A 22,121-nucleotide genomic window follows, 5' to 3' on the forward strand; every position below is an offset into this window, starting at 1 on the left:
CGACGAACGGTGACGGAGTGCGTGCGTTATGTGATGTGCTGGGGACCGGCGCTGACAGTCGGCGCACCAGTGTTGTTCCGGGGGTCAGAGGGAGGGATGCGTCATGGGGGCGGAGAGCATTCGCCGGTGGGAATCGGGCGCCCTCGCGCACGCCGTAAGCGATCCTTTCGGCCAAGGACCGCTCCCCTGGCTGCGCGGCAGCGAGAACTACTTCGACGACACCGGGCACGTCGTCCCCTGGTACGCCGACCCCACGCTCCCTCGCGGCGGCACACGGACCGCCGACGACGTCCGGCGCCAGATCAAGGGCTTCATCTCGACCGGCGCCGCGGCCCCCGGCGAGGCGATCGACTTCCACATCACCGTGGACCCGCCCCAGCAGTTCTCCGTGGACATCTACCGGATCGGCCACTACGGCGGCGACGGCGCCGCCAAGATCACCACGAGCCCGCGGCTCTCCGGCATCGTCCAGCCGCCCCCGCTCACGGCCGACCGCACCGTCTCCTGCCACCACTGGTGGCAGTCCTGGCGCCTCCAGATCCCCTCGTACTGGTCGATCGGCGCGTACGTCGCGGTCCTCACCACGGCCGACGGGCACCGCTCCCACATCCCGTTCACGGTCCGCGACGACCACCCGGCCGATTTGCTGCTGGTGCTCCCGGACATCACGTGGCAGGCGTACAACCTCTACCCGGAGGACGGCAGGACCGGCGCCAGCCTCTACCACGCCTGGGACGAACAGGGCCTGCTGCTCGGCGAGGAGGACGCGGCCGTCACCGTCTCCTTCGACCGCCCGTACGCGGGAGCCGGTCTGCCGCTCCACGTCGGCCACGCCTATGACTTCATCCGCTGGGCCGAGCGCTACGGCTACGACATCGCCTACGCAGACACCCGCGATCTGCACGCCGGCCGCGTCGACCCGACCCGCTACCGGGGGCTGGTCTTCCCCGGCCACGACGAGTACTGGTCGGTGCCCATGCGCCGCACCGCCGAACGCGCCCGCGACCACGGCACGTCCCTGGTCTTCCTCTCCGCCAACACCATGTACTGGCAGGTCAGTCTGGCGCCGTCCGCCTCCGGGGTTCCCGACCGGCTGCTCACCTGCCGCAAACGCCGCGGGCCCGGAAAGCCCGCGCTCTGGCGGGAGATCGACCGCCCGGAGCAGCAACTGCTCGGCATCCAGTACGCGGGCCGGGTTCCCGATCCCCATCCGCTCGTCGTGCGGAACGCGGACCACTGGCTCTGGGACGCCACGGGAGCCGTGGAGGGCGACGCGATAGAGGGACTGGTCGCCGGCGAGGCCGACCGCTACTTCCCGCGCACCTCGCTCCCCGAGCACGACAACCGCATCCTGCTCGCGCACTCCCCGTACCAGGACGGCGAGGGAGTCACCCGCCACCAGGAGACCTCGCTGTACCGGGCCCCGTCCGGTGCGCTGGTCTTCGCCTCCGGCACCTTCGCCTGGTCCCCGGCGCTCGACCGGCCCGGCCACGTCGACCCCCGCATCCAGCGCGCCACGGCCAACCTCCTCGACCGCATCTGCAAGCGCGCCTGAGGAGGCGGACGGCCGGCCCCCGGACGCACACCCCCTCGGCAGCCGCTGCCGCCCGGATACGGGACAATCGGAGCAGCTCCTGGATCAACCTACGCGGAGGCAGCGTGTCCGGATTTGTAGAAAAGCCCGAGCCCGTGGAGGTGCCGGGACTCACCCACCTGCACACGGGCAAGGTGCGTGACCTGTACCGGAACGAGGCGGGTGACCTCGTCATGGTCGCCAGCGACCGGATCTCCGCGTACGACTGGGTGCTGCCCACCGAGATCCCCGACAAGGGGCGGGTCCTGACCCAGCTCTCCCTGTGGTGGTTCGACCAGCTCGCCGACCTCGTGCCGAACCACGTGCTGTCGACGGAGCTGCCCGCCGGTGCCCCGGCGGACTGGGCCGGCCGCACCACGGTCTGCCGCTCGCTGCGGATGGTCCCGGTCGAGTGCGTGGCCCGCGGCTATCTGACGGGCTCCGGACTGGCCGAGTACAAGGTCTCCCGCACCGTCTGCGGTCTCGCACTCCCCGAGGGCCTGGCCGACGGCTCCGAACTGCCGGAGCCGATCTTCACCCCCGCCACCAAGGCGGCCGTCGGCGACCACGACGAGAACGTCAGCTACGAGGAGGTGGCCCGCCAGGTCGGCGAGGAGACGGCCGCCGCGCTGCGCTCCACCACCCTCGACGTGTACGGCCGGGCCCGTGACATCGCGCGCGAGCGCGGGATCATCCTCGCGGACACCAAGTTCGAGTTCGGCTTCGCGCCGACCGCCGACGGCGGCGAGGAACTGATCATCGCCGACGAGGTCCTGACCCCGGACTCCTCCCGCTTCTGGCCGGCCGCGTCCTGGGAGCCGGGCCGCGCCCAGCCGTCCTACGACAAGCAGTTCGTCCGCGACTGGCTGACCTCCCCGGCCTCCGGCTGGGACCGCAGGAGCGAGCAGCCGCCGCCGGCGCTGCCCCAGGAGATCGTGGACGCGACCCGCGCCAAGTACCTGGAGGCCTACGAACTCCTCACCGGTACGCCCTGGAAGTAGGGCCCCGCACAACGAAGAAGCCCCCGGCCGAAAGACCGGGGGCTTCTTGCTGAACCGAGCGGACGACCAGGTTCGAACTGGCGACCTCAACCTTGGCAAGGTTGCGCTCTACCAACTGAGCTACGTCCGCAAGCGCCGAAGCGCGATGCCTACTATACCCATCCTCACGGGCCCGTGAAACACACTGCCCCGGGACGGCTCCCTCTGTGGCCACCCTCACAACACGCCGGACGCGCAACGGAAACGCATACGGGCACGACAAAGGCCCCGGTCGATAATGACCGGGGCCTTTGAACTGAGCGGACGACCAGGTTCGAACTGGCGACCTCAACCTTGGCAAGGTTGCGCTCTACCAACTGAGCTACGTCCGCATTGCAACCACTCGGCTTTCACCGGTGGAGCGAGCACTACTCTACCTGATCCACCGGAGTGGTCGTGAAGAGCGATGCAGAGCGGGTGACAGGAATTGCACACTGCGCCTTCCCCCTGGAAGGGGGATGTTCTGCTACTGAACTACACCCGCACGCTGCGTCGGACCCGGCTTTTCGGCCTTGCCCTTCGGCGTGCTCCAGACTCTAGCCGACCTGCGGGGGTGTCGCGCAAGTCGGCCCCCGGAGGGTGTCGCTCCGGGGGCCGCTGACGGAGGGTCCGCTGTGCGCGCCGGTGGGCCGCGTCCGGTCGCGGCCGGCTCAACCGGCTTGCTGGAACGCCTCGTAGACCTTCTTCGGGATCCGGCCGCGGGCCGGCACCTCCATCCGGTGCGAGCGGGCCCAGGCGCGGACCGCCGCGGGGTCGGGCGCGAGGGAGGTGTGCCGGTACGAGGCGGGGGCCTTGCCGTGCCGGGCGGCGTTCGTCTGCTTGCGGCCGGCGGCCACGTACGGCGCGAGCGCCTTGCGCAGTTTCTTCGCATTGGACGGATTGAGGTCGATCTCGTACGACTTCCCGTCCAGGGCGAAGGTGACCGTTTCCGCCGCTGCTCCCCCGTCGATGTCGTCGGAGAGGGTGACCACTACGCGCTGAGCCACGGATATCGGTCCTTTCCTACGGTATCCGTGCCTGACATGCGCGGATACCGGCCTTCCGGCTGTGAGCGCGGATACGGCCGACCGGTGCCGGCCGTTTAGGGGCAATGCCGCTTTCCCTGGTAATCATTTGTACAGCGATGGATGCCGCATTGTGAAGCCCGCGCAATTCGATGCGCGTGTCAAGGTGCTTTGTGTGGTGCTGGTGGGGATTTTCTTCGCAGGATTTTCCGTGGCCGTTGTTGTGTCCGATATCTCCGCGTGATCTTGGCCTGTGGATATCTACCCGCGTAGAATTTCTGGCCAGGTACGCTGAGTGGACCCGCGGGGGTCTGGGGAACCCCCCGGAGAAACAGCCGCACCACACCACCACACCGGGAGTGCCAGTGGCACGCGTCGTAGTCGACGTCATGCTCAAGCCCGAGATCCTCGACCCGCAGGGGCAGGCTGTGCAGCGTGCACTGCCGCGCCTCGGCTTCGAGGGAATCGCGGACGTACGTCAGGGAAAGCGTTTCGAGCTGGAGGTCGAGGGGCCCGTCGATGACGCCGCCCTCGCCCGTATTCACGAGATGGCCGAGACGTTCCTCGCCAACACCGTGATCGAGGACTTCACCGTGAAGGTGGAGAGCGCCGAGGAGTCGAAGTGACCGCTCGTATCGGAGTCGTCACCTTTCCGGGCACGCTCGACGACCAGGACAGCCTCCGGGCCGTACGGGTCGCCGGCGCCGAGCCCGTATCGCTGTGGCACCGCGACAAGGACCTGCACCAGGTCGACGCGGTCATCCTGGCGGGCGGATTCTCCTACGGCGACTATCTGCGGGCCGGAGCGATCTCCCGCTTCTCGCCGGTCATGGAGACCGTGATCGAGCAGGCGAAGGCGGGCATGCCGGTCCTCGGCATCTGCAACGGCTTCCAGATCCTCACCGAAGCGCACCTGCTGCCCGGCGCGATGCTGCGCAACAACCACCTGCACTTCATCTGCCGCGACCAGAAGCTGCGCGTCGAGAACGCGGACACCGCCTGGACCTCGGACTACGCCGCGGGCCAGGAGATCTCCGTACCGCTCAAGAACATGGACGGCCGGTACACCGCCGACGAGCGCACGCTCGACGAGCTGGAGGCCGAGGGCCGCGTCGCGTTCCGCTACCTGGACGTGAACCCCAACGGCTCGCTGCGCGACATCGCCGGCATCACCAACGCGGCGGGCAACGTCGTCGGCCTGATGCCGCACCCGGAGCACGCCGTGGAGCCGCTGATCGGCACCGGTCGCACCGACGGTCTCGGTTTCTTCACCTCGATCATCAAGAAGCTGGTCAACGCATGAGCCTGGACACGGTCAAGCACGCGGCCGAAACCCCGGACACCGCGCAGCCCTGGAAGGAGCTCGGCCTCAAGGAGGACGAGTACGCCCGGATCCGCGAGATCCTGGGCCGCCGTCCCACCGGCGCCGAGCTCGCCATGTACTCCGTGATGTGGTCCGAGCACTGCTCGTACAAGAGCAGCAAGGTCCACCTCAAGCAGTTCGGCGAGAAGGCCCCCGCCAACGACGCCATGCTCGTCGGCATCGGTGAGAACGCCGGTGTGGTCGACGTCGGCCAGGGGTACGCGGTCACCTTCAAGGTCGAGTCGCACAACCACCCCTCGTACATCGAGCCCTACCAGGGCGCGGCCACCGGCGTCGGGGGCATCGTCCGCGACATCCTCGCCATGGGCGCCCGCCCGATCGCGGTCGTCGACCCGCTGCGCTTCGGCGCGGCCGACCACCCCGACACCAAGCGCGTCCTGCCGGGCGTCGTCGCGGGCATCGGCGGCTACGGCAACTGCCTGGGTCTGCCGAACATCGGCGGCGAGGTCGTCTTCGACGCCTGCTACCAGGGCAACCCGCTGGTCAACGCCGGCTGCATCGGCGTGATGAAGCACGAGGACATCCACCTCGCGAAGGCCTCCGGGCCGGGCAACAAGGTCATCCTGTACGGCGCCCGCACGGGCGGCGACGGCATCGGCGGCGTCTCCGTACTGGCCTCCGAGACCTTCGAGTCGACCGGTCCGGCCAAGCGCCCGGCCGTCCAGGTCGGCGACCCGTTCCAGGAGAAGCTCCTCATCGAGTGCACCCTGGAGATCTTCAAGGAGAAGCTCGTCGCGGGCATCCAGGACCTCGGCGGCGCCGGGCTCTCCTGCGCCACGTCCGAGCTGGCCTCCGCGGGCTCCGGCGGCATGCGCGTCGAGCTGGACACCGTGCCGCTGCGCGACTCCTCCCTCTCGCCCGAGGAAATCCTCATGAGCGAGTCGCAGGAGCGCATGTGCGCGATCGTCGAGCCGCAGCACGTGGACCGCTTCCTGGAGATCTGCGAGAAGTGGGACGTCATCGCCACCGTCATCGGTGAGGTGACCGAGGGTTCCCAGCTGGAGATCTTCTGGCACGGCGAGCAGATCGTGGACGTTCCGCCGCGGTCCGTCGCCCACGAGGGCCCGACCTACCACCGGCCGTTCGCCCGGCCGTCCTGGCAGGACGCGCTCCAGGCCGACGACGCCGGCCGGCTGGCCCGCCCGGCGAACGGCGACGAGCTGCGCGCGCAGGTCCTCCAGCTGGTGTCCTCGCCCAACCAGGCGTCGAAGTCCTGGATCACGGACCAGTACGACCGGTTCGTGCAGGGCAACACCGTGCTGGCGATGCCCGAGGACGCGGGCATGGTCCGCATCGACGAGGAGTCCAACCTCGGCGTGGCCATGGCGACCGACGGCAACGGCCGGTACGCGAAGCTCGACCCGTACACCGGCGCCCAGCTCGCGCTGGCCGAGTCGTACCGCAACGTCGCGGCCTCCGGTGCCAAGCCGCTCGCCATCTCGGACTGCCTGAACTTCGGTTCGCCCGAGGACCCGGACGTCATGTGGCAGTTCGCCGAGGCCACCCGTGGTCTCGCGGACGGCTGCCTGGAGCTGGGCACCCCGGTCACCGGCGGCAATGTGTCGCTGTACAACCAGACCGGCGAGACGGCGATCCACCCGACGCCGGTCGTGGCCGTGCTCGGTGTGATCGACGATGTGACCCGGCGTACGCCGGTCGCCTTCGCGGAAGAGGGCCAGCTCCTCTACCTGCTGGGCGACACGCACGAGGAGTTCGGCGGTTCGGCCTGGTCCGAGGTCGTCCACAACCACCTCGGCGGGCTGCCGCCCAAGGTCGACCTGGGCCGCGAGAAGCTGCTCGGCGAGATCCTGATCTCGGCGTCCCGCGACGGCATGATCGACGCGGCGCACGACCTGTCCGACGGCGGTCTGGTCCAGGCGGTCACCGAGTCCTGCCTGCGCGGCGGGAAGGGCGCCCGGCTGGTCGTGCCGGACGGTCTGGACGCGTTCACCTTCCTCTTCTCCGAGTCGGCGGGGCGCGCGGTCGTCTCGGTTCCGCGCAGCGAGGAGCTCCGCTTCAACGACATGTGCGGGGCGCGGGGTCTGCCCGTGACCCGGATCGGCGTCGTGGACGGTGACGCGGTCGAGATCCAGGGCGAGTTCAGCATTCCGCTGAGCGAGCTGCGGACGGCGCACGAGGGGACGATCCCCGCGCTGCTCGCCTAGAACACGGGACGGGCCGTGCCCGTCCGCCCACACCGAAGCCCCCGCCGGGCCCGATCCGGCGGGGGCTTCGGCGTGCCGGTTTACGGATCTCCTTGACGGGGATTACGTAATTACGTAACTTTGTGGAATGGAGTTGGAGGAACGGGTCTCGGAGCTGGAGCGGCGGCTAGAGGCGCTGGTGGGAGAGCGGACCGATGCGGCCCGGAAGCCCGCGGGAGCCGATTTCTGGGCGCTGGAGGGGCTGAAGGAGGAGCTGTCGGAGGCCGGCGAGGCCGACGGCGGGGTGCTGTACACGGGCGCGGTGCGCCTGCCGACGGGCGAGCGGTACGAGTGGCAGTACGGCGCGCTGACCGCGCAGTTGCTGGACGCGGGACCCGAGGAGGAGTCGGCGGAGGGCGGGACGGACTGGGCCGAGGCGGCCGAGTCCTTCGCCGCGCTCGGGCATCCGGTGCGGCTGCGGCTGCTCCGGGAGATCCTCGGCGGCCGGCGCACGGCGGCGGAGCTGGCCGCGCTCGACGAGACGGGCACGACGGGCCAGATCTACCACCATCTGCGTCAGCTGACGGGTGCGGGCTGGCTCCGGACGAAGGGGCGGGGGAAGTACGAGGTTCCGGGCGCCCGTGTGGTGCCCCTGCTGGTGGTCCTCACGGCGGCGAAGCCCTGAGGAGCGCGCGAGAACGCTGAACCGGGATCGGGATCGGGATCGGGACCGGGATCGGGACCGGGATCAAGACCGACGACCAGACCGACTGTCAGGGGGATGTCATGTCTGTCCGCAAAACCGTCATGGTGCTCTACCGCATCTGTTTGATGATCTTTTTGGCGATGGTGGTCTTCGGGCTCGTCGCCGAGCCGTCGTATCCGGCCTGGGTGACCTGGGTGCCGGTGGCCGTCTCGCTGCTGCTGGTCCTGGCGGCGGGCCACAGGGCGCGGGCGGCGAAGGCGGACCCGCCGCCGGCGGTCGAGGTCGAGGCTCCGGTGTCCGGGCTGTGGACCGCGCTGAACAGTCCGGCGGACCGGGTGCCCAGCCATGGCATCCACACCTACGGGCAGACCTATGCGATCGACATCGTGGCGGAGCGGCGCGAGGAGCCGGTCACGGCGGACGGCGGGCCGGTGGGGAGCGCGGACGGGGGAGCGGGTTCGGCGCGGCCGAAGTTCCGCGTGCTGTGGCCGCTCGCCCGGCGCAACCGCGACTTTCCGGCCTTCGGTGCCCCGCTGCTCGCGGTGGCGGACGGCACGGTGGTCCGTGCCTCGGATGCCCGGCGCGACCATCTCAGCCGGAATTCGCTGCCGGGGCTGGTCTATCTGATGGTGGTCGAGGCATCGGTACGGGACGTGGTCGGCCCCCGGGCCGTGGTGGGGAACCATGTGGTGCTGGATCTGGGCGGCGGTACGTACGCGCTTTACGCCCATCTGCGGCACGGCTCGCTCCGAGTCCGGGTGGGCGAGACCGTCCGGGCGGGCCAGCAGCTGGCCGAGTGCGGGAACTCGGGGAATTCCACCGAACCGCACGTTCATTTCCAGCTGATGGACCACCCCGATCCCGATGTGGCGATAGGAATTCCGTTCACCTGGCGCGGAATAGGCGTGCCGGCCAACGGCCGGACGTTCACCGCCGGGAGGGCCGTGACCGAGGACGGGGGCCGGGACCCGGGCACCGACCGGGAATCGGTCGCCGACCGGGAGGCCCGCGTCGGCCGGGGCGCTGATGCCGACCGGGGCTCCGATGCAGGACGGGGCCCGGATGCCGGCCGGGGAGCGGGCCCGGCATCCGGTGCGGTGCCGGACTCCGAGGGGGACCCGGTGCGGGAGACGGGCCCGGCTCAGCCGGTCTGATCCCGGGTGGCGCCGGGGAGCCGGACGGCCAGGACGAGTGCCGTGGCCATCACGGCGGCCGCGCATCCGAAGACCAGGTGGGTGGAGGTGGTGAAGGCCTCCAGGGCCTGCCGGCGGGAGGAGCCGGTGAGCCCGGCGATGTCGCTGGTCGTTCCCCCCGGACCCCGGGACGCGTACATCCTGCTGAGGAGGGTGCCGAAGACGGAGGCGCCGAGGGCGGTGCCGAGGGTCTGGAAGAAGCGGAGCCCCGTGGTGGCGACGCCCAGTCGACCGGCGGGGACCTTGTTCTGGACCAGCTGGATGAGCTGGCCGATGAGTTGGCCGAAGCCGAGCCCGAGCACCAGCATCGTGGCGCGCACCGTCCACAGGCCGGTGTCGGTGCCGAGGGTGGCCAGCAGGGCCAGGGCGGCCGAGGCGCAGGCGGCACCGCTGACGACGAAGGTCTTCTGCGACCAGCCCAGGGCGACGAGGCGTCCCGAGGCGAGGCCGATGACGGTCATACCGATCGCCATGGGGACGAGGAAGAGCCCGGCCGAGGTCGCGGGCACACCGCGCACGACCTGGAGGTAGATCATGACGTAGACGATGGACCCCATCATCGCGACGCCGGCCAGCCCCTGGATGGCGAAGCCGTAGCGGACCGGCCGGATGGAGAACAGCCCGAGCGGCAGGATCGGCTCGGCGGCCGTGGCCTGGCGGCGGAGGAAGAGGGCGAGGGTGGCGACAGCGGCGGTCAGCAGCCCGATGATCTGCGGCGAGGACCAGGCGTAGTCCTGACCGCCCCACTGGGTGACCAGGAGCAGCGTGGTGGAGAAGGCGGCGGCGAGACCGGCGCCCAGGAAGTCGATCCGGTGGCGGGAGGTGCCGGTGGGGGGCTTCAGGACCACGACGGCGGTGGCCAGGACCGCCAGGCCGACGGGCAGATTGACGAAGAAGATCCATCGCCACCCGGCGTGGTCGGCCAGCACACCGCCGAGCCAGGGGCCGATCGCCATGCCCGCCCCGGCGACGATCCCGCCGAGGTTGCCGCCCCGCCCCGGCCCCTTGCCGCTCGCCTCGTCCTCCGTGCCGAGCTGGTGCAGCACCACCATGGTGATGCTCATCAGCCCGCCTCCGCCGATGCCCTGAAGGGCGCGGGCGGCGATCAGTTCGCCCATGGACCGGGCCGCCCCGCAGAGGGCGGAGCCGGTCAGGAAGGTGGCGAGCGCCCCGATGAGGACGCGCTTCGAGCCGAGGGTGTCGCAGAGCTTTCCGTAGAGGGGGAGCGCGGCGGTCGCGGCGAGCTGGTAGGCGGCGATGAGCCACGGGATCCGGTCGACGCCGTGGACGGGGTCGAGGTCGTGGACGATCGGCACGGTTGCCGAGGACACGATGTTCGAGTCGAGCAGCGCCAGCAGGATCGTGACGATGCAGAGCACCAGCGCGACGGTCCGGCGGATGTCGGAGCCGGGCCGGGGACCGGGGCTTCCGGGGCCGTGGGGCGAGGGGGGTGGCGGGGTTCCGGTGGCGGTCCCGATGGCGGTGGCGGTGGATGCCGCAGTGGTGGCGTCGGTCCCGGACGTGGATGCGGGCATGGCGGGGCTCCCCTCGGGGCGGCATGTGCCGCCGTGGTCGGGTTCCACTCTCCCGATGAAGCTGTACTGAGTCAATGTTTCAACTGGGATAAAAATTCATCCTGGTACAGTGACGCCATGACCGAGGTGATGGGCCTGCGTGAGCGCAAGAAGATCCAGACGCGGCGGCGGCTGCTGTCCGAGGCCACGCGGCTGTTCGGTGAGCGCGGGTTCGACGAGGTCTCGGTCGCGGAGATCGCCGAGGCCGCCGAGGTGTCGAAGATGACCGTCTTCAACTACTTCGGCAGCAAGGAGGACCTGGTCTTCGCCCCGGTCGAGACGCACACCGGCGATGTCGCCGAGGTCGTTCGCCACCGGGCCCCCGGGGAGTCGGTGGTGGTGGCCGTGCGGCGCCAGTTCATGACCTCCATCGAGGAGCGCGATCCGGCGGTGGGGATGAGCGATTCGGCGGTGGCGCTCGGGCTCGTCCGGCTGATCCAGCAGACGCCGTCCCTGATGGCCAGGGGGCACGCCGTGTTCGTGCAGACCTTCGAGTTGCTCACCGACGCCCTGGTCGAGGAGGGGGAAGACCCCGCCGTCGCCCGGATCGTGGCCACCCAGTTGATCGGTACGCGGAACGCGTTGATCACCGAGAACCACCGGCGGCTGCTGGCGGGGGAGCCGGCCGACGCGATAGCCGACGACGCGAGGGCGCTCGCGGAGCGCGGGTTCGACCTGCTGGAGCAGGGCCTGGGCGACTTCGGGGCGCGGGCGTGAGGACGGAAGCGACCGGCGGGGCCCACCGGCGGGAGCCGGCGGGCGGGGAGGCCGTAGGCTCCGGGGCATGCCGCCGTCCCAGAAGCGCGCCCGCCGCTACGACCTTGCCAGGACCCGCACGGCGGTTCTGGCGCAGTTCGCCCATGTCCGGACCGCTGTCGGGGTGTTGACGCCCCAGCAGCTGGACGGGCCGAGCGGGCTCGGTGACTGGACGGTGCGTGAGCTGGCCGTCCATCTGACCATGGCCCTCTCGCACGTCTGCCGGACCCTGGAGCTGCCGGAGCCGGCGGTGGGGAAGCCGGACGTGGCCCTGGTGGAGTGGCCGTTCTCCACGGCGGAGCGGGCCGGGGCGATCGCCGACGACACCGTGGCGATCGCGGCGGACCGTCCGGATCTGGACGCGCTGTACGCGGAGGTGGCGGAGCGCTTCGAGGCCGCGGTCTCCGGAGTGCCGGAGGAGCGGCTGCTGGCCACCCGGGTCGGCGCGATGCGGTTCGGGGACTTCCTGGTCACCCGCACCGTGGAACTGGTCGTCCACAGCTACGACCTCAACGAGGCGGTGGGGCTCGGCATCCCGTACGACCGCCAGGCGCTCGCCGCGTGCACCCGGCTGCTCGCCGACGCCCTCGCGGAGAAGGCCCCGGGCGGATCGGTCGAGGTGAGGGTCCCGCCCTTCGCGGTCGTCCAGTGCGTCCAGGGGCCCAGGCACACCCGGGGGACGCCGCCCAACGTGGTCGAGACCGATCCGCTCACCTGGATCCGGCTCGCCACCGGCCGGGCCCGATGGGCGACGGAACGGGACGCCGCGAAGGTCAGCGCGAGCGGGGAACGGGCAGACCTGGACGCGTTGCTGCCGTTGATGGGGTGAGTCGCGGGGATACCCGGGGCCTCGGGGGGCAGGGGCGCCACACCCCCGAGGCCCGTGACGGTCAGGTCGTCTTCGGATACGGGAGGAGTTCCGCGTTCGTGGTCTCCCAGGCGGTGCGCAGGGAGGCGAGGAGTTCCGGTTCGGCGGTGGCGCGGTCGGCCTGTTCGCGCTGGTCCTGGGCGAGGTTGAAGAGCTGGTCGGTTCCGCTCCTGCCCCGGTAGTACTTCCAGTCGCCGCGCCGCAGGGCCCGCTCCCCGCGTACGCGCCAGAAGAGGTCCCGTTCCGCGGGCCGCTCGCCGCGCAGCAGATAACCGGCGAGGCTGACGCCGTCGAGGGGGTACGCGGGATCGGGGCGCGCGCCGCCGAGTTCCAGCAGGGTGGCCGTCCAGTCGGGCGAGAACAGCGGCAGGTCGCTCACCTGGTGCGGGTCGATCCGGGCGGGCCAGCGCAGGACGGCCGGGACGCGGATACCGCCCTCCTGGAGGGAGCTCTTGTTTCCGGAGAGCGGCCACTGGTACGAGAAGCGTTCGCCGCCGTTGTCGCTGGCGAAGAAGACGAGGGTGTCCTCCTCCTGGCCCGACCGCTTCAGTGCCTTGAGCACCTCGCCGACCGACCGGTCCAGGTCCTCGACCATCTGCTTGTACTTGGCCAGTGAGCCTCCGTCCGCGTGGAACAGTCCGCCGAGTCCTCCCTGCTTGATCTTGCGGACGATCTCGGCGCTCTCGGCGGTGTCGCCCTCCGCTATCCAGGGCCAGTGCGGGGTGGTGAAGTTGAGGTTGAGGAGCCAGGGCCTGTCGTGGTCGCGCTGGACGTACTCGCTCGCGCGCTCGGTGAGGATGCGCGTGTAGTACCGCAGGTCCTTGTACTCGGCATCGCCCTCGTAGAGGTCGTACTCCCCGCCCAGGCCGAGCTTCGAGTAGTACTCCAGCGCCCCGCCGAAGTTGCCGAAGAACTCGTCCCAGCCCGATTTGGTGGGGCTGTAGTCCGGCAGGTAGCCGCAGTGCCACTTGCCGATCAGCGCGGTCGCGTATCCGGCCCCGCGCAGCAGCGAGGCGAGTGTGGGGTGGGTGGGTTCGAGACCGACGGACCGGTCCGCGATGGGTTCGGCGAGGCCGCCCTTCGTGCGCCCGGGGTAGCGGCCGGTGTAGAGGCTGAACCGGGTCGGCGAGCAGGTGGCGGAACCGGCGTACGCGTCCGTGAACCGCACTCCCTGACGGCCCAGCCGGTCCAGGTTCGGGGTGCGGATGTCCGGCGCACCGTACGAGGAGAGGTCGGCCCAGCCCAGGTCGTCGCCGAGGATGAACAGGATGTTGGGCCGCCGCGCGTGCTTGCCCCGGGCGGCCCGGAAGGGCTTCTCGTGGGCGTTCGGCCCGTGCTGCCCGGCCGGTGCGGCGGTCGCGGGGGCTGCGGTGAGTCCGACCGCCGCCGTGGCGGCCGTCGCGCCGACGGCCGCGCCGAAGGCGCGCCGCGTCAGGGGCTGGGAGGAAGAGGAAGGGGTGTTGTCCGGTTCCGACGTAGGCATGTCTGCTCCGAGGCAGTGCGGGGCCCGCCGCCGTCGAGCGCGGCGCAGGCGAGAGGGGCCGGTCCGGGATGCGCACCCGGACGGCAGAGGGCGAAAGACTCAGAGGGACGCGACGGACGACATCGAGGGCCGACGGCAGGACTCACGGCCGGCACCCACCCAGCACCCACCCAGGACCCGTCCGGCAGCTCACCGGCAGGGCAGGGGCAGTGCGTACGGTTCAGGCGGAAGGGGTCCGGGACCCGGAAAACCCCGCGGCGTCACGGAAGCAGCGGCAGCGTCAGCAGCGCCAAACCCTCGGGCGTACCCGTCGCGTCAGGCGCGGCGACAGAGGGCGCTCGACACACGTCCCAGATCGACGTGGCGGCGCTCCACGAGCGTGACCGTGCGGTCACCGAGGGGCTGCATGGGGGAGGAGCCTGCCAATGAGACATGCGCGTGTCAACGATGGTCTCGTACTTCGGACACCCTGTCCGCCCCTCGGGCATCCGCTGACGCCGACCTGACGCACGGGCGTGCACCCGCCGACGCACGGTCGGCCGTCCCCGACCCGCAAGCGCCCCCCGACCCACACGCGCCCCCGACCCGCAAGCGCCCCGACCCGCCCCGCACCCCGCAGCACCTCCCCGCCCCACACCCCACCCCGCCGCACCCCTCCCCCACCCCGCAGCACCCCGGAATCCCCACCCGTCCCAGAAGCCCCATACCGCCCGCCCCCGCCCCTGCCGCGATGTGAGGCTCGCCACGAAACGGGCGTTCGGCCAGGGTGTGCGGCGGGGTGCCCGGAGGCTTCACGCAGTGCCACGAAGAGGGTTCGGCCGCGGCCGGGAAGCGAGGGAATCGATGGCCGGAACCTGTCGGTAACCCGGTGATGGTCCGGGCGGCGGCGGCTCGGGGTCCGTTGCGGGCCCTGGTCCGGACCGGACCAATGATCACGGAACGTGATCGCGCGGTGTGGCCCGAAAGGGGGGTCGCAGGGCGCTCCACCCGTGCTCCGGCGGGGTGTCCCCAATTCGGACCAGTGGTCGATCTCGCCTACACTCGGTGGCGTGCCTCGTGGTGATGGACGACTCAACCACGACCTGCTCCCCGGAGAGAAGGGCCCCCAGGACGCTTGCGGCGTCTTCGGTGTCTGGGCTCCGGGCGAAGAGGTCGCCAAGCTCACCTATTTCGGACTGTATGCCCTGCAGCACCGTGGACAGGAGTCCGCGGGCATCGCAGTGAGCAACGGGTCGCAGATCCTGGTCTTCAAGGACATGGGACTGGTCTCGCAGGTCTTCGACGAAACGTCTCTGGGATCGCTCCAGGGCCATATCGCGGTCGGTCATGCCCGCTACTCCACCACCGGTGCCTCGGTGTGGGAGAACGCGCAGCCGACGTTCCGTGCGACCGCGCACGGCTCGATCGCCCTGGGTCACAACGGCAACCTGGTCAATACGGCCCAGCTCGCCGAGATGGTCGCCGACCTTCCGCGCAAGGACGGCCGCGCCACCCAGGTCGCCGCGACGAACGACACCGATCTGGTGACCGCGCTGCTCGCCGGCCAGACCGACGACGACGGCAAGCCGCTCACGATCGAGGAGGCCGCCGCCAAGGTGCTTCCCGACGTGCGGGGCGCCTTCTCGCTGGTCTTCATGGACGAGCACACCCTCTACGCCGCCCGTGACCCGCAGGGCATCCGCCCGCTGGTCCTCGGCCGGCTGGAGCGCGGCTGGGTGGTGGCCTCCGAGTCCGCCGCCCTGGACATCTGCGGTGCCAGCTTCGTCCGCGAGATCGAGCCGGGCGAGATGGTCGCCATCGACGAGAACGGTCTGCGCACCTCCCGATTCGCGGAAGCGAAGCCCAAGGGCTGTGTCTTCGAGTACGTCTACCTGGCGCGCCCCGACACCGACATCGCCGGACGCAACGTCTACCTTTCCCGCGTGGAGATGGGCCGCAAGCTGGCCGCCGAGGCCCCCGTCGAGGCCGATCTGGTCATAGCGACGCCGGAATCCGGCACCCCCGCGGCCATCGGCTACGCGGAGGCGAGCGGCATCCCGTTCGGCGCCGGACTGGTCAAGAACGCCTATGTCGGCCGGACCTTCATCCAGCCGTCCCAGACCATCCGGCAGCTGGGCATCCGCCTCAAGCTGAACCCGCTCAAGGAAGTCATCAAGGGCAAGCGCCTGGTGGTCGTCGACGACTCGATCGTCCGCGGCAACACCCAGCGCGCGCTCGTCCGGATGCTCCGCGAGGCCGGCGCCGCCGAGATCCACATCCGGATCTCCTCGCCCCCGGTGAAGTGGCCCTGCTTCTTCGGCATCGACTTCGCGACCCGCGCCGAGCTGATCGCCAACGGCATGTCCGTCGAGGAGATCGGCACGTCCATGGGCGCCGACTCGCTCGCGTACATCTCGATCGACTCGATGATCGAGGCGACGACGATCGACAAGCCGAATCTCTGCCGCGCCTGCTTCGACGGCGAGTACCCGATGGAGCTCCCGGACCCGGAGCTGCTCGGCAAGCAGCTGCTGGAGACCGAGCTGGCGGCAGGCCCCGCGGCGACCGCGGCGGCCGACGCCCTGCGCCGTCCGTGACCCGGACCGCTCGGCAGTCCTCCCACCGGCCCCGTACGTCCACACGAAAGATCCCGGGCAATGTCTGAGACAACAGGTGCTTCCTACGCGGCAGCCGGCGTCGACATCGAGGCCGGCGACCGCGCCGTAGAGCTGATGAAGGAGTGGGTGAAGAAGACCCAGCGCCCCGAGGTCGCCGGTCTCGGCGGCCTGGGCGGCTTCGCCGGGCTCTTCGACGCCTCGGCGCTCAAGCGCTACGAGCGTCCGCTGCTCGCCTCCGCCACCGACGGCGTCGGCACCAAGGTCGACCTCGCCCGCCAGATGGGCGTGTACGACACGATCGGTCACGACCTGGTCGGCATGGTCGTGGACGACCTCGTCGTCTGCGGCGCCGAGCCGCTCTTCATGACCGACTACATCTGCGTCGGCAAGGTGCACCCCGAGCGGGTCGCGGCCATCGTCAAGGGCATCGCCGAGGGCTGTGTCCTCGCCGGCTGCGCCCTGGTCGGCGGCGAGACCGCCGAGCACCCCGGACTGCTCGGCGCGGACGACTTCGACGTCGCCGGTGCCGGTACGGGGGTCGTCGAGGCCGACCGCCTGCTCGGCCCGGACCGTATCCGCAAGGGTGACGCGGTGATCGCCATGGCGTCCTCCGGTCTTCACTCCAACGGGTACTCGCTCGTGCGCCACGTCGTCTTCGACCGGGCCGGATGGACGCTGGACCGCCAGGTCGAGGAGTTCGGACGGACGCTCGGCGAGGAGCTGCTGGAGCCGACCAGGATCTACTCCCTGGACTGCCTGGCGCTGACCCGTACGACCGAGGTGCACGGCTTCAGCCACGTCACCGGCGGCGGTCTGGCCAACAATCTGGCCCGGGTCATTCCGGACCACCTGCACGCCTCGGTGGACCGCTCCACCTGGACGCCCGGCGCGGTCTTCGACCTCGTCGGCAAGGCCGGACAGGTCGAGCAACTGGAGCTGGAGAAGACGCTCAACATGGGCGTCGGCATGATCGCGATCGTCCCGGAGGAGTCCGTGGACGCGGCCCTGACGACCCTGGCCGACCGTGGCGTCGACTCCTGGGTCGCCGGTGAGATCACCGACCGCGGCGACCGTACGACGGGCGCGGAGCTCGTGGGCGGGTACGCGCGCTGAGTACGGGCGCGCGGGATGCCGCCGGGCACGGGACGGACCGGACCACCGGTCCGTCCGTACGCCGGGGCGGCGTGATCAGGGAGCCGGGTGCGAGTGCAACGGCCGCCGTACGGCCGCCCGGTTCGGGACAGCACAAAACCCGGTCCGGGACAGGCCCGGACCGGGTCGTTGTGTCAGCGCGAGGTCAAGCGCCGCGACGCTTGGACGACGGACCGGACTGGTCGTCCTCGTCCTCGTCATCGTCGTCGTTGTACAGATCCGCGTACTGTGCGTACGGGTCATCTTCCTCGTCGTCGTCCTCGAACGGCTCCGCGTTCGGTGGCTGACTCGAAGTCGATGCGCCCAGCTCATTGGCCAGACGCGACAGGTCAGTCCCGCCGCTGCTGTACTTCAGCTGGCGGGCGACCTTTGTCTGCTTGGCCTTTGCCCGGCCGCGCCCCATGGCTCGACCCCCTCGGTGACGGGGCTCGACGGCCCCAGAGTCTTGACACGCGTTCATGTTTCAGGACGGACTCTCGGCAGAGAGACCGCGCCTGTAGTGCTTTAACGGTACCTGCTTCCGCGGCCCTACGGTACGCCGCCCGCATCACGTGCCCCGGAAGAGGACCCGCGAAGAGCCGTGTCCTCGCTGGTCAACTGCGATTTTAACCTCTTCCGGGCATGCGACCCGCCGACCGGCGTGAGTCTTCTCTCGCCGGCCGGCGGCCTGCTGTCCGTACGTGGAGCGCGACGCCTTCCCCCGGCGTCGGCTTCCTCCGGCGTCGCGATCAGCCGCGGCGGGCTTCGGCCATCCGCTGCTCGGCGATCCGGTCGGCGGCGGCGGCCGGCGGAATCCCGTCTTCCTTCGCGCGCGCAAAGATGGCGAGCGTGGTGTCGAAGATCTTCGACGCCTTCGCCTTGCAGCGGTCGAAGTCGAACCCGTTCAGTTCGTCGGCGACCTGGATGACACCGCCGGCGTTCACCACGTAGTCGGGCGCGTACAGGATCGAGCGGTCCGCCAGGTCCTTCTCGACGCCCGGGTGCGCCAGCTGGTTGTTGGCCGCGCCGCAGACCACGGCGGCGGTGAGCACCGGGACGGTCGCGTCGTTCAGCGCGCCGCCGAGCGCGCACGGGGCGTAGACGTCCAGGCCCTCGGTCCGGATCAGCGCCTCGGTGTCCGCCGCGACGGCCACCTCCGGGTGCCGGTCGGTGATCCGGCGGACGGATTCCTCGCGCACATCGGTGATCACGACCTCGGCGCCGTCGGAGAGCAGATGCTCGACGAGGTGGTGCCCCACCTTGCCGACACCGGCGACCCCCACTTTCCGGCCACGCAGCGTCGGGTCGCCCCACAGGTGCTGGGCCGAGGCGCGCATGCCCTGGAAGACGCCGTACGCGGTGAGCACCGAGGAGTCGCCGGCGCCGCCGTTCTCGGGGGAGCGGCCGGTGGTCCAGCGGCACTCGCGGGCGACGACGTCCATGTCGGCGACGTAGGTGCCGACGTCACAGGCCGTCACGTAGCGCCCGCCGAGCGAGGCGACGAAGCGGCCGTAGGCCAGCAGCAGTTCCTCGGACTTGATCTGCTCGGGGTCACCGATGATGACCGCCTTGCCGCCGCCGTGGCCGAGACCGGCCATGGCGTTCTTGTACGACATGCCGCGCGCCAGGTTCAGCGCGTCCGCGACGGCCTCCTGCTCGGAGGCGTACGGGTAGAAGCGGGTGCCGCCGAGGGCCGGGCCCAGGGCGGTGGAGTGGATGGCGATGACCGCCTTGAGACCGCTGGCGCGGTCCTGGCAGAGAACGACCTGTTCGTGGCCGCCCTGGTCCGAGTGGAACAGGGTGTGCAGTGCATCTACAGGCGCGCCGGTTACATCGGTCACTGTGGTGACTCCCAAGTACGAAGCGGCGGAAGGCCCTCCTGAAGGTGGGGAGGGCCCCGGACCGGCCGGTACGGACGGTCCGATGGGCAAGAGGGTAAGTCCTCCTGGGGCGCGGATCGGCGCGAGTGCCGTGGATCACCCACTACGGGAGTACGGGCGTGACACGATCGCTGCATGTCGGTGGTGTCTTCGGTGCGGGTTCCGTACGCGTCCTACCTCCGGGTCTACGAGCCGCTGGCCGCCTTCCCGGAGGCCGAGCGCGCCCACTGGACCCGCTACGCGAGCGGGGGGCGGATCCCCACCGCCCAGGACGAACTGCGGCGGTCGCTCGCGGACTTGGCGGCGACCCCGCCCGTGGGTGTGCCGGCGCACGAGAGCGGGGACGCGTTCGTCGCCGAGCTGGACGGTGTGGTGTGCGTCTGCCCGTGGCGGACCCGGCTGCGCGGCTGGCTGGCGCTGGACGCGCTGGCGGAGATGTTCCCCGGGCCGGTGCTCGACGCGGTGCTGCCCCCGGTGGTGCGCGGGCAGGCCGTCGCCGACCACGAGCGGTGGTCGGCGCGCAATCCGGACGCCCGGCCGTGGATCAGGACCTCGGTGTGGCAGGTGCCGGTGCGCTGGTTCGTGCTGTTCGCGGACGAGGAGCGGGAGTACCGGGAGGCGGGCGAGGACGGCGAGCCGGCCGTCATGCGCTACCGGACGCCGATGGTCCAGGCCCGGCGGCGGCTGGCACGGGGGCTGCGGACGCTGCGGGAGTCCATGGACGAGGGTCCGCTGACCGAGGGGCTGGTGGACGTGGGCCGCTGGCTGGAGGAGTTCCACCCCCGGGCCCTGGTGGAGCTGGACTACGGCGGGCTGGTGCACGCGCTGCCGGCGGAGCAGCTGCTGGCGGACCGGAGCGCGGCGGACGTGGCCGAGGGCATCGCGGCGCTCGGCGCCGGGGACGCGGAGCTGGCCGGTGAGGCGTACGCGCGTCTCGCGGAGCGCTGGCGGGCCGTGAGGGACCGTCAGTTCGCGAACTGACGCATGCTGAACCCGTGACGCGTGTGACACGTGTGGGTGAAGGTGCGAGAGCGTACGGGAGTGGTGTGGGACCTACGTCCCGAACCGGGCCTTTGCCTCAACCGTGATGGATAGCACTTACGGGGCCCTTGCGCCCTTCCCTACCCCTCGTGCCAAAATAGGACAAGGAGTCCGGGGAGGGCTCCATCCGTCCAAGTATGGGCGGATTGCTCTGCATTGCACGCTATGGGGGGTCTGATGACTCCTGATCGCTCTGTGACTGATCGTCACGGTGGTGTGACTGTCCGCTATGGCATGGTCCATCGGCTTCCGTCGCTGATGAACACCTGGGAGGGCAATTCCATCGGTTTGGCCGACGTGGCTGGACGGATGGTGTAGTTGTAGTGCCGAGGACAAGCCGTTCGTCCTATAACCGACTCGGCCCGCGTCCGCCATTTCGGGCAACGTGGGTCAAGGTGCAGAATTTAGAGGAAAGAACCGAGATGGTTCGGTTCTCCCGAGGAGGCCGCTCATGACCGCTCGCACCCCTGATGCCGAGCCGCTGCTGACCCCGGCTGAGGTTGCCACGATGTTCCGCGTGGACCCGAAGACGGTGACCCGTTGGGCCAAGGCAGGCAAGCTCACGTCCATCCGCACGCTCGGTGGACATCGCCGGTACCGCGAGGCAGAGGTCCGCGCACTGCTTGCGGGTATTCCGCAGCAGCGCAGCGAGGCCTGATCCACCCCTGTCGCGCCGCTTCACCCCTGGGCTTTTGGGTCCCCCAACCCGACTGACCCACCCATAGCTCCATATGACGGGCGCCCGCCCCAACGGGCGCCGTACCTGTGTCTCACAGGCCTCGTCGTCAGATCGCGCTGGACTCCGCCGGGTCCAGCGCGATCTTTTTTGTGCGCGCGGGGGCTGCCGGGGTGCGCCGGGTCGGGTCTTCCGGGGCTGCGGGAGCCCGGTCGGGCCGGCGAGGAAAACCGGGCGTCCGGTTGGCTCCGAGGGCCTTCGGGGCGCCTTCGGGGGCTTCCCGGGCGGACCCTCACCGAGTGGTGCAATTGCACATATTAAATTCGCCACTTGTAGGAAGGGCGTAAAGTCGACCCTTCTCAAAACTGATCGAGTGACACCCGTCACATCGCATGGCTCTTGCCAACTACGAGCCTGCCACTGTGTACCCGTGGAAAGCCACGCCATTGGTCACGTGGCGGGAGGACTTTCGTCCCGCGTCCACGGAGACGGAGAGCGGCCGCCCGGCGTGCGCCCCGACGTCCCCGACGGCTCGACCGTGCCGCGCGGGTCCCTGACGGCCTCCACGGCCCGTGAGGGCGCCCCTGCGGCCGTGCCGGGGCCCGTGGCGGCCCCCGGGGCGTCCGCCCCCGTCACCGGCTCCATGGCCAGCCGCAGCAGCCGCGCGCACACCGCGCAGTGCCGGGTCAGATGACGCAGGCCCGCGGCCGCCGCCAGATGGGCGCGCAGCAGGGCGCCCGTCTCGTGCCGGGGACGCCGTCCCGGGGGTGGTTCCGCGATGCCCGGTCCGGCCGTCGGGAACTCCGCGCCCGTGGATGCCGCCATCCGCGCCACCTCCCGGTGGATGCGTGCCGCCCCGCCCGGGAAACCGGGAGCAGCCCTGGTTTCTGAGTACTCGTCGCCCGCCACCGTGGTCAAGACACGCGAAAGCCCGGATCCAGGGGATCCGGGCTTTCGTTACTGCGGTCCTGACGGGATTTGAACCCGCGGCCTCCACCTTGACAGGGTGGCGAGCACTCCAAACTGCTCCACAGGACCAGGTTTTCGCGGCGGCCTCGCGGCTGCCTGCGA

General features: G+C 70.5%; 20 protein-coding genes and 4 tRNA genes. 13 read left to right on the plus strand and 11 right to left on the minus strand.

What is annotated here, in order from left to right; genetic code table 11:
- Positions 1–103: 103 nt before the first annotated feature.
- Positions 104–1,555 (plus strand): N,N-dimethylformamidase beta subunit family domain-containing protein, encoded by a 1,452-nt coding sequence (locus ACFVDM_RS02545; RefSeq protein WP_383631948.1) that lies wholly within the window; start codon positions 104–106, stop codon positions 1,553–1,555.
- 104 nt (positions 1,556–1,659) lie between these two features.
- Complete coding sequence (locus ACFVDM_RS02550; protein ID WP_383631951.1) at positions 1,660–2,574, plus strand: phosphoribosylaminoimidazolesuccinocarboxamide synthase; 915 nt, start codon at positions 1,660–1,662, stop codon at positions 2,572–2,574.
- 57 nt (positions 2,575–2,631) lie between these two features.
- On the opposite strand, the gene ACFVDM_RS02555 is transcribed toward ACFVDM_RS02550, so the two are convergent.
- The 4 genes from ACFVDM_RS02555 to ACFVDM_RS02570 form a co-directional block, all read right to left on the minus strand.
- Positions 2,632–2,704: transfer RNA gene (locus tag ACFVDM_RS02555), tRNA-Gly, on the minus strand.
- Positions 2,705–2,872: 168 nt separating this feature from the next.
- Positions 2,873–2,945 (minus strand) — tRNA-Gly (locus ACFVDM_RS02560).
- An 80-nt stretch (positions 2,946–3,025) separates the two neighbouring features.
- A tRNA-Gly gene (locus tag ACFVDM_RS02565) sits at positions 3,026–3,097 on the minus strand.
- Positions 3,098–3,263: 166 nt separating this feature from the next.
- Entirely contained in the window at positions 3,264–3,599 is a 336-nt protein-coding gene (locus tag ACFVDM_RS02570; protein ID WP_383631954.1) for an Lsr2 family protein, read from the minus strand.
- Between the two features lie 383 nt (positions 3,600–3,982).
- Here ACFVDM_RS02570 and purS point away from each other — a divergent pair, with 383 nt between their 5' ends.
- The 5 genes from purS (at position 3,983) to ACFVDM_RS02595 (ending at position 9,005) form a co-directional block, all read left to right on the plus strand.
- Positions 3,983–4,243 (plus strand): phosphoribosylformylglycinamidine synthase subunit PurS, encoded by a 261-nt coding sequence (gene purS, locus ACFVDM_RS02575; protein ID WP_383631957.1) that lies wholly within the window; start codon positions 3,983–3,985, stop codon positions 4,241–4,243.
- Positions 4,240–4,920: a phosphoribosylformylglycinamidine synthase subunit PurQ gene (gene purQ, locus ACFVDM_RS02580; protein WP_383631960.1), complete on the plus strand. Its 681-nt coding sequence runs from the start codon at positions 4,240–4,242 to the stop codon at positions 4,918–4,920. Before purS ends, purQ begins: the two co-directional genes overlap by 4 nt.
- Positions 4,917–7,166 carry a phosphoribosylformylglycinamidine synthase subunit PurL gene (purL, locus tag ACFVDM_RS02585; RefSeq protein ID WP_383631963.1) on the plus strand — a complete coding sequence of 750 codons (2,250 nt, stop codon included), beginning with the start codon at positions 4,917–4,919 and terminating at the stop codon, positions 7,164–7,166. Before purQ ends, purL begins: the two co-directional genes overlap by 4 nt.
- Before the next feature lie 127 nt (positions 7,167–7,293).
- Complete coding sequence (locus ACFVDM_RS02590) at positions 7,294–7,830, plus strand: ArsR/SmtB family transcription factor (RefSeq protein ID WP_383631966.1); 537 nt, start codon at positions 7,294–7,296, stop codon at positions 7,828–7,830.
- A 101-nt stretch (positions 7,831–7,931) separates the two neighbouring features.
- Entirely contained in the window at positions 7,932–9,005 is a 1,074-nt protein-coding gene (locus ACFVDM_RS02595; protein WP_383631969.1) for a M23 family metallopeptidase, read from the plus strand.
- Here ACFVDM_RS02595 and ACFVDM_RS02600 read toward each other — a convergent pair.
- The gene (locus ACFVDM_RS02600) at positions 8,993–10,579 is read right to left on the minus strand and encodes an MFS transporter (RefSeq protein ID WP_383631972.1); all 1,587 of its coding nucleotides are present in this window, start codon (positions 10,577–10,579) and stop codon (positions 8,993–8,995) included. The genes ACFVDM_RS02595 and ACFVDM_RS02600 overlap by 13 nt on opposite strands.
- A 117-nt stretch (positions 10,580–10,696) precedes the next feature.
- On the opposite strand from ACFVDM_RS02600, the gene ACFVDM_RS02605 reads away from it, so the two are divergent.
- Both ACFVDM_RS02605 and ACFVDM_RS02610 read left to right on the plus strand, forming a co-directional pair.
- Entirely contained in the window at positions 10,697–11,335 is a 639-nt protein-coding gene (locus tag ACFVDM_RS02605; RefSeq protein WP_383631975.1) for a TetR/AcrR family transcriptional regulator, read from the plus strand.
- A gap of 67 nt (positions 11,336–11,402) precedes the next feature.
- Positions 11,403–12,203: a sterol carrier family protein gene (locus tag ACFVDM_RS02610; protein ID WP_383631978.1), complete on the plus strand. Its 801-nt coding sequence runs from the start codon at positions 11,403–11,405 to the stop codon at positions 12,201–12,203.
- 61 nt (positions 12,204–12,264) lie between these two features.
- On the opposite strand, the gene ACFVDM_RS02615 is transcribed toward ACFVDM_RS02610, so the two are convergent.
- Both ACFVDM_RS02615 and ACFVDM_RS02620 read right to left on the minus strand, forming a co-directional pair.
- A complete protein-coding gene (locus ACFVDM_RS02615) occupies positions 12,265–13,725 on the minus strand; it encodes a sulfatase (protein WP_383631981.1) in 1,461 nt (486 codons plus the stop codon).
- A gap of 315 nt (positions 13,726–14,040) precedes the next feature.
- On the minus strand, positions 14,041–14,133 hold the full coding sequence (locus ACFVDM_RS02620) for a putative leader peptide (RefSeq protein WP_365397685.1): 93 nt from the start codon (positions 14,131–14,133) through the stop codon (positions 14,041–14,043).
- A 641-nt stretch (positions 14,134–14,774) separates the two neighbouring features.
- Here ACFVDM_RS02620 and purF point away from each other — a divergent pair.
- Positions 14,775–16,301, plus strand: coding sequence for an amidophosphoribosyltransferase (purF, locus tag ACFVDM_RS02625; RefSeq protein ID WP_383631985.1), 1,527 nt, complete (start codon positions 14,775–14,777; stop codon positions 16,299–16,301).
- A 60-nt stretch (positions 16,302–16,361) separates the two neighbouring features.
- Positions 16,362–17,435 carry a phosphoribosylformylglycinamidine cyclo-ligase gene (purM, locus tag ACFVDM_RS02630; protein ID WP_383631988.1) on the plus strand — a complete coding sequence of 358 codons (1,074 nt, stop codon included), beginning with the start codon at positions 16,362–16,364 and terminating at the stop codon, positions 17,433–17,435.
- Between the two features lie 184 nt (positions 17,436–17,619).
- Here the strand turns inward: purM and ACFVDM_RS02635 are convergent, their stop codons facing one another.
- Together ACFVDM_RS02635 and ACFVDM_RS02640 are read right to left on the minus strand one after the other, a co-directional pair.
- Entirely contained in the window at positions 17,620–17,877 is a 258-nt protein-coding gene (locus ACFVDM_RS02635; protein ID WP_383631991.1) for a DUF3073 domain-containing protein, read from the minus strand.
- A 325-nt stretch (positions 17,878–18,202) separates the two neighbouring features.
- Positions 18,203–19,294: a Leu/Phe/Val dehydrogenase gene (locus ACFVDM_RS02640; RefSeq protein WP_383631995.1), complete on the minus strand. Its 1,092-nt coding sequence runs from the start codon at positions 19,292–19,294 to the stop codon at positions 18,203–18,205.
- Between the two features lie 174 nt (positions 19,295–19,468).
- On the opposite strand from ACFVDM_RS02640, the gene ACFVDM_RS02645 reads away from it, so the two are divergent.
- Both ACFVDM_RS02645 and bldC read left to right on the plus strand, forming a co-directional pair.
- The gene (locus ACFVDM_RS02645) at positions 19,469–20,314 is read left to right on the plus strand and encodes a hypothetical protein (protein ID WP_383631998.1); all 846 of its coding nucleotides are present in this window, start codon (positions 19,469–19,471) and stop codon (positions 20,312–20,314) included.
- A gap of 511 nt (positions 20,315–20,825) precedes the next feature.
- Positions 20,826–21,032, plus strand: coding sequence for a developmental transcriptional regulator BldC (gene bldC, locus ACFVDM_RS02650; protein ID WP_003949541.1), 207 nt, complete (start codon positions 20,826–20,828; stop codon positions 21,030–21,032).
- A 468-nt stretch (positions 21,033–21,500) separates the two neighbouring features.
- On the opposite strand, the gene ACFVDM_RS02655 is transcribed toward bldC, so the two are convergent.
- Complete coding sequence (locus tag ACFVDM_RS02655) at positions 21,501–21,875, minus strand: DUF6274 family protein (protein ID WP_383632001.1); 375 nt, start codon at positions 21,873–21,875, stop codon at positions 21,501–21,503.
- 138 nt (positions 21,876–22,013) lie between these two features.
- Positions 22,014–22,088: transfer RNA gene (locus ACFVDM_RS02660), tRNA-Asp, on the minus strand.
- Positions 22,089–22,121 lie beyond the last annotated feature (33 nt).

This window comes from Streptomyces sp. NPDC057682 (assembly GCF_042799575.1).
Classification (GTDB): domain Bacteria; phylum Actinomycetota; class Actinomycetes; order Streptomycetales; family Streptomycetaceae; genus Streptomyces.